The sequence below is a fragment of the Actinomycetospora soli genome, from assembly GCF_021026295.1.
In the GTDB taxonomy this organism is placed as follows: Bacteria; Actinomycetota; Actinomycetes; order Mycobacteriales; family Pseudonocardiaceae; genus Actinomycetospora; species Actinomycetospora soli.
The window spans coordinates 1-5,957 of record NZ_JAJNDA010000056.1; the positions used below are offsets into that span (position 1 = coordinate 1).

The window sequence follows — 5,957 nt, forward strand, 5'->3', positions numbered from 1 at the left end:
CGATGGTACTGCGACCGCCAGGTCGTGGGAGAGTAGGACACCGCCGGAACACCCAACCACCCCCACACACCCAAGCCCCCCAGACACACGTCCGGGGGGCTTTCGTGTCTCCACCACCAGACACAACCCCCATGCCCCCGCGAAGCCACGGCAGACCGTGTCTCCCGGGCCGCTATTCCTGCCCCACGGACACCCCGCGACGGTGGGTCGAGTGCCGGTCAGTCGGTCCTGTCCCGAGGTGCACACCACGCAGCATCCCGGGCCGCTATCCCTGCCTCACGTACACCTCGCGACGGTGGGGCCGACCAGTGTCGGACACCCCTCCCGACCGACGTCCGCTCACTTCTCTGATCCGTACGGCGCATCGCTCTGTCCCCACCGGCACTCGGCGTGCTCGTAGTCCACAGGCGCGAGAGCGACATTTCCGTCGCCGATCCCCAGGCGTGCACGCTCGTCCCGTACGAGCCGGCCACCGCCGGCCGACCGAGGGGACGAGAACGATGAACGAGACCTGGGTGACGGTGACCGGCAACGTGGCCACCGATGTGACATGGCGGCGGGGCGCGACCGGCAGCGTCGCGAACTTCTTCCTGATGAGCAACGAGCGCAAGTTCGACGGACAGAGCGGGGCCTGGCGCGACGGCGACCGGCTGGGCATCCGCGTGACGTGCTGGCGCGGTCTCGCGGAGAACGTGCGGATGTCGGTGACCAAGGGCGACCCGGTCGTGGTCCACGGTCGGCTGTACACCAGTGAGTACGAGCAGGAGGGCGTCCGCCGCACGTCGACCCAGATCGAGGCGAAGAGCGTCGGTCTCGACCTGCGGAAGGTGTGCGCCCGGGTGGTCATCATCCAGGAGAGCGGACCCGACGACGGGCGGGGCCCCGTGGACGTCTCCGACCTCGTCGTGGTCCCGGACGAGCTGACGGCGCCGGGGTTCACCGGCGTGGACGTCCCGTCCGGGGACGGTCCGCTCGAGGTCGACGACGACGAGCTCCCGGGGCGAGAGGCCCTCGCGAGCTGAGCGACCACCGGGCCCGGGGACCGGCGTACCTCGCCAACTACCATCGGGTGCGTGGCTGAGTTCATCTACACCATGAAGAAGGTTCGCAAGGCCCACGGCGACAAGGTGGTTCTCGACGACGTCACGCTGAGCTTCCTCCCGGGAGCGAAGATCGGCGTGGTCGGTCCGAACGGCGCGGGCAAGTCGAGCGTTCTCAAGATCATGGCGGGACTCGACCAGCCCAACAACGGCGACGCGTTCGCCGCCCCCGAGGCCACGGTCGGGATCCTGCAGCAGGAGCCCCCGCTGAACGAGGAGAAGACGGTCCTCGGCAACGTCCAGGAGGGCGCCGGGGACGTCGCGGTCAAGCTCGCGCGCTACAACGAGATCGCCGAGCTGATGGCCACCGACTACTCCGACGAGCTCATGGAGGAGATGGGCGCGCTCCAGGAGGACCTCGACAACGCCGACGCCTGGGACCTCGAGTCCCAGCTCCGGCAGGCGATGGACGCGCTGCGCTGCCCGCCCGGCGACTCGCCGGTCACGCACCTGTCCGGTGGCGAGCGCCGGCGCGTCGCCCTGTGCAAGCTCCTGCTGAGCAAGCCCGACCTGCTCCTGCTCGACGAGCCGACCAACCACCTCGACGCCGAGAGCGTGCAGTGGCTGGAGGGTCACCTCGCGTCCTACGCCGGCGCCGTCCTCGCCGTGACGCACGACCGGTACTTCCTCGACAACGTCGCCCAGTGGATCCTCGAGCTCGACCGCGGTCGGGCCTACCCGTACGAGGGCAACTACTCGACGTACCTGGAGAAGAAGGCCGAGCGCGTCGCCGTCCAGGGCCGCAAGGACGCGAAGCTGCGCAAGCGGCTCGCCGACGAGCTCGCGTGGGTCCGCTCCGGCGCGAAGGCGCGCCAGGCGAAGAGCCGGTCGCGTCTCGCCCGGTACGAGGAGATGGCAGCCGAGGCGGAGAAGACCCGCAAGCTCGACTTCGAGGAGATCCAGATCCCGCCGGGTCCGCGGCTGGGGAACGTCGTCGTCGAGGTGTCCCACCTCGACAAGGGCTTCGACGGGCGCGTGCTCATCAAGGACCTGTCGTTCTCCCTGCCCCCGAACGGCATCATCGGCGTCATCGGTCCGAACGGCGTCGGCAAGACGACGCTGTTCAAGACGATCGTCGGGCTCGAGCAGCCCGACAGCGGCACCGTGAAGGTCGGCGAGACGGTCAAGCTGTCGTACGTCGACCAGAACCGTCAGGGGCTGTCGGGCACCGAGAACGTGTGGCAGGTCGTCTCCGACGGGCTCGACTACATCCAGGTCGGGAACGTCGAGATGCCGTCCCGTGCCTACGTGTCCGCGTTCGGATTCAAGGGACCCGACCAGCAGAAGCCGGTCAACGTGCTCTCCGGTGGTGAGCGCAACCGACTGAACCTGGCCCTGACCCTCAAGCAGGGCGGGAACCTGCTGCTCCTCGACGAGCCGACGAACGACCTCGACGTCGAGACGCTCTCCTCGCTCGAGAACGCCCTGGAGAACTTCCCGGGCTGCGCGGTGGTCGTGTCCCACGACCGCTGGTTCCTCGACCGCGTCTGCACGCACATCCTCGCGTGGGAGGGCACCGACGACGACCCGGCGTCGTGGTTCTGGTTCGAGGGCAACTTCGCGGACTACGAGCAGAACAAGATCGCCCGCCTCGGCCAGGAGGCCGCGCGTCCGCACCGGGTGACGCACCGCAAGCTCACCCGGGACTGAGTCCCGCTGGGCCGTGGGAGGGTCCCGCGGCCGGGTCGAGAAGGGAGCGGTCGTGGCTGCACGCAACGAGCACGGCACGCCGTCCGCGCTCACGGTCCTCGAGGTCGCCGAGGGTCTGCGCTGGACCGACCCCGCGCTCGGCGCGTCGCTGGCCGAACACGTCCGGCGCGTGTCGGGCGACGACCCGGCCGTCCGGGCTGCGGCCGACCGCTCGGTCCTCCGCTCCCTCGTCGAGTCCGACCGGTACGCGGACGTCGTGGAGCGCGGCGTCCCGTTGCTGGCCGAGGCCCGCGGGCGCGGGGACCGCGACGACGGGGCGGCCGTCCTCGTCGACCTCGCGGTCTCCGCCACCGAGCTCGGGGACGCCGGCCTCGCCCGGCGTCTCCTCGACCGTCTCGGCCCGCTCGACGAACTCCCCGCACGGGTCGGCGCCGGCGCGTGTGTCGCGCGTGCAGAGGCGTTCGCGACGGACGGCGACGTCCCCGCCACGGATGCGGCCGCTGCCGCCGCGGGCCCCGTGCTCTTCCGCGTCCCCCGGCAGGAGGCGGCGGTCCTGCGCGCGAGGGTCGCACTCGCCCGCGGTGTCGCCCGGCGCCGGGCGGGAGACGTCGACGGCGCCCTCACGACGCTGGCCGCGGCCGTGTCGGCAGACCCGGCCGGCGATGTCGACGGCGGCCGTCGGTCGATGGCGGCGGCCGCGGAGGAGACCGAACTGCTCGTCGAGGCCGGCCGGCACGACGAGGCCCGTGACCGTGCGCGTCGTGTCCTGACCGAGGGGTCGCACGGGCCGCACGTCGCGCGCGCCGTCGGCCGGATCCGCCTCGCGTCACTCGCAGCGCCCGGGAGCGGCTCCCGGGAGGCGGCCACGGTCGCCGAGGAGCTCGAGGCCGCGGGGTGGACCGCCGAGGCCGCCCGGGCGTGGGAGCTCGTGTCGAGCCTGGCCGAGACGGAGGGCGATCTGGGGCGCGCGCTGGCCGCACTGCGCCGCGGGCACGGCCTGACGTCGACGGGACGCGACGCGGGCGCCCGGGCTCTGCGCACGCTCGCCGCCGTCGCCGACGGCGCCGACCCCCTCGCTGCCGGCCCCGTGGCGGCCGACGACGGGAGTGCGGCGCCGACGTCGGAACGGGAGCGGGGCGTCCGGGGCGGACGCCGCCGTCGTCCCGAGCCGACCGACGCCGAACCGTTCCCGACGACGGGTCCCGCACCGACGGGCGTCGACCTCATCGGGATCGACGTGCCCGTCGGCCGCAACGGCACCACGCCCGCCGTCGGGACGACGGCGGACGGGGCGTCCCGGGCGTGGAGCGTCGACGCTCCGGAGGTGTCGGAGCCGCAGGGGACACCGGAGCCGCCGGCCGTCGTCGGGACCGCAGCGGTGCAGCCGCGCGACCTCGACGACGTCGGCGCCGGGGATGCCGGCGTGGTCCCCGATCCGGGCCCCTCCCGGTCGACCCGCGACGAGCTGGCCGAGCTGCTCGCGTCCCTGACCCGGTCCATGGATTCCTCGCGGGCCTCGGCGTCCGCGATGGGGCTCGAGCCGGCACCCGCGATGGGCGTCGAGCCGACGCCGACGAGCGGGGACGGTCGTCAGGAGCCGGACCTCGCACCGCGGTCCCGGCACTCCGCCCCCGCGACCTCGAGCACCCCGACCCCTGCCCAGGAGCCGACGTCGTCGCGACCGACGTTCGACGCGTTCTCGACCGCTCCGCTGAGCCGACCCGGCAGCAGCGACGGGAACGGCGTCGCAGCGCCCGTCGCTCCTCTCCCGGAGGACCGGTTCGCGCCGCCGGACGACGGCGCAGCGGCGGACCGACCGTGGGCCGGGAGCGCACTCGACGACGCGCCGGCCTCGGTGAGCAGCCTCGTCGACGCCCTCGGCGATCCACTGGGGGACTCGTCGGCGGGGTCCACGGCCGATCCGTCGAGCTCGCCTTCGCGCGAGGACACCGCGGCATCTCGCCCGACCTCCGTCGACGCGGGCGAGGAGCTCGCGCTCGCGAATGGTCGGTCGGGAACCGACGAGCCGACGGGGTCCGGAGGACGCGCACCCGCCGACGCGGTGGCTGCGCGGAACGGTGCGGTCGAGCCCGACCGGGACACGGCCGCGGATCCCGGGGCCACCGTGCCGGACCTGGCCGAGAACCGCGGCCCGGAGCGTGCGACGGGCGCGGCGGAGTCGACGGCCGGCCCGTCCGAGGGCGACGCAGGCTCGGGCTCGCGCATGCCAGTCGATCCGAGCCCGTCGTCCGGGGCGGACGAGACGCCCGGGGCGCCGACGGGCGGAACCGCCCGCCCGCGGGAGCGTGCCCGTGAGTCCGTCGAGTCCGTCGAGTCCGTCGAGCCCGCGGGCGAACGGGACGCGAGCACGGTTCCGGGGACCGGACGTCGGCCTGACGAGCGTGCGGGTCCGCAGACCGAGGTCGCGGGCACGGAGAGCCGAGCTCGCGCGAAGGTGCCGTCGCCCGAGCCGCGGGATCGACGGCAGATGCCGTCGGGGACGACCTCGGCCGCCGGCCGTCCCGCGGCTCGCGCGCTGGGCGAGTACGAGGAGGACCTCGCGCTCACGCTCGCGACGGTGCTCGGCGAGTACCACCTGCCCGACGTGCCGATGCCGCCGCGACGGGAGAACGTCGGGTCCGCCCAGCCTCCGCGTGCGTCGGCCGGGTCGGTCGGGTCGGCCGGGTCGTCCTCGGGCAGCGACGTGTCGGTGCCCTCGGCCCGGCGTCACACGTCGGGCTCCATGCCTGTGCCCGGAGACCAGCGCCGGGCGGCGCTCCCGGAGTCGGGGAGCAACGGCGCTCGCGGGGGAGCCCCCGAGGACGCGCGTCGCGACGCGGCCGGCGCCAACGGTCGCGGCCGTCCACCCGAGTCCGGGGCCAAGCTCGCGGACCTCCTGGCGGAGGCGATGGACGCCTTCCGGCACGTGGGGCCCGAGACCCAGGAGGGGTCGCGCGGGCCCGGAGTGGGCTCACGCCGCGCCTGAGCTGCGAAGATGACCAAGAGAGACCCCCCTGAAACGCCCCGATCGAGGGCGTGTAGTGTTCTCCATGTCGCCAGGACGAAGGGGTTGCCTCGGAGCCTGGAGGCGGGATAGGTTCGAGAGGTTGCCCTCCAGCCGGTCTGGTAGGGTGAGGACTCGAAGCCATCGGGCTTGGCGGTCCACCTGGGTGTGGGTCTGCGGGTTCGTGTGGTCGTCCTTTGAGA

General features: G+C 73.5%; 3 protein-coding genes. All 3 read left to right on the forward strand.

What is annotated here, in order from left to right; genetic code table 11:
* The first annotated feature begins 500 nt into the window (after positions 1-500).
* Genes ssb through LN037_RS31950 form a run of 3 tightly spaced genes read left to right on the forward strand, consistent with a single transcriptional unit; the run spans position 501 to position 5,736 of the window.
* Positions 501-1,022 carry a single-stranded DNA-binding protein gene (gene ssb / locus LN037_RS31940; RefSeq protein ID WP_230761136.1) on the forward strand — a complete coding sequence of 174 codons (522 nt, stop codon included), beginning with the start codon at positions 501-503 and terminating at the stop codon, positions 1,020-1,022.
* Positions 1,023-1,073: 51 nt separating this feature from the next.
* Positions 1,074-2,750 carry an energy-dependent translational throttle protein EttA gene (ettA, locus tag LN037_RS31945; RefSeq protein ID WP_230761137.1) on the forward strand — a complete coding sequence of 559 codons (1,677 nt, stop codon included), beginning with the start codon at positions 1,074-1,076 and terminating at the stop codon, positions 2,748-2,750.
* Between the two features lie 52 nt (positions 2,751-2,802).
* Complete coding sequence (locus LN037_RS31950) at positions 2,803-5,736, forward strand: hypothetical protein (RefSeq protein ID WP_230761139.1); 2,934 nt, start codon at positions 2,803-2,805, stop codon at positions 5,734-5,736.
* Positions 5,737-5,957 lie beyond the last annotated feature (221 nt).

Excerpts from the sequence above, each read along its gene's own strand:
- ssb (WP_230761136.1), top strand. The coding sequence starts at position 501 with ATGAACGAGACCTGGGTGACGGTGACCGGCAACGTGGCCACCGATGTG.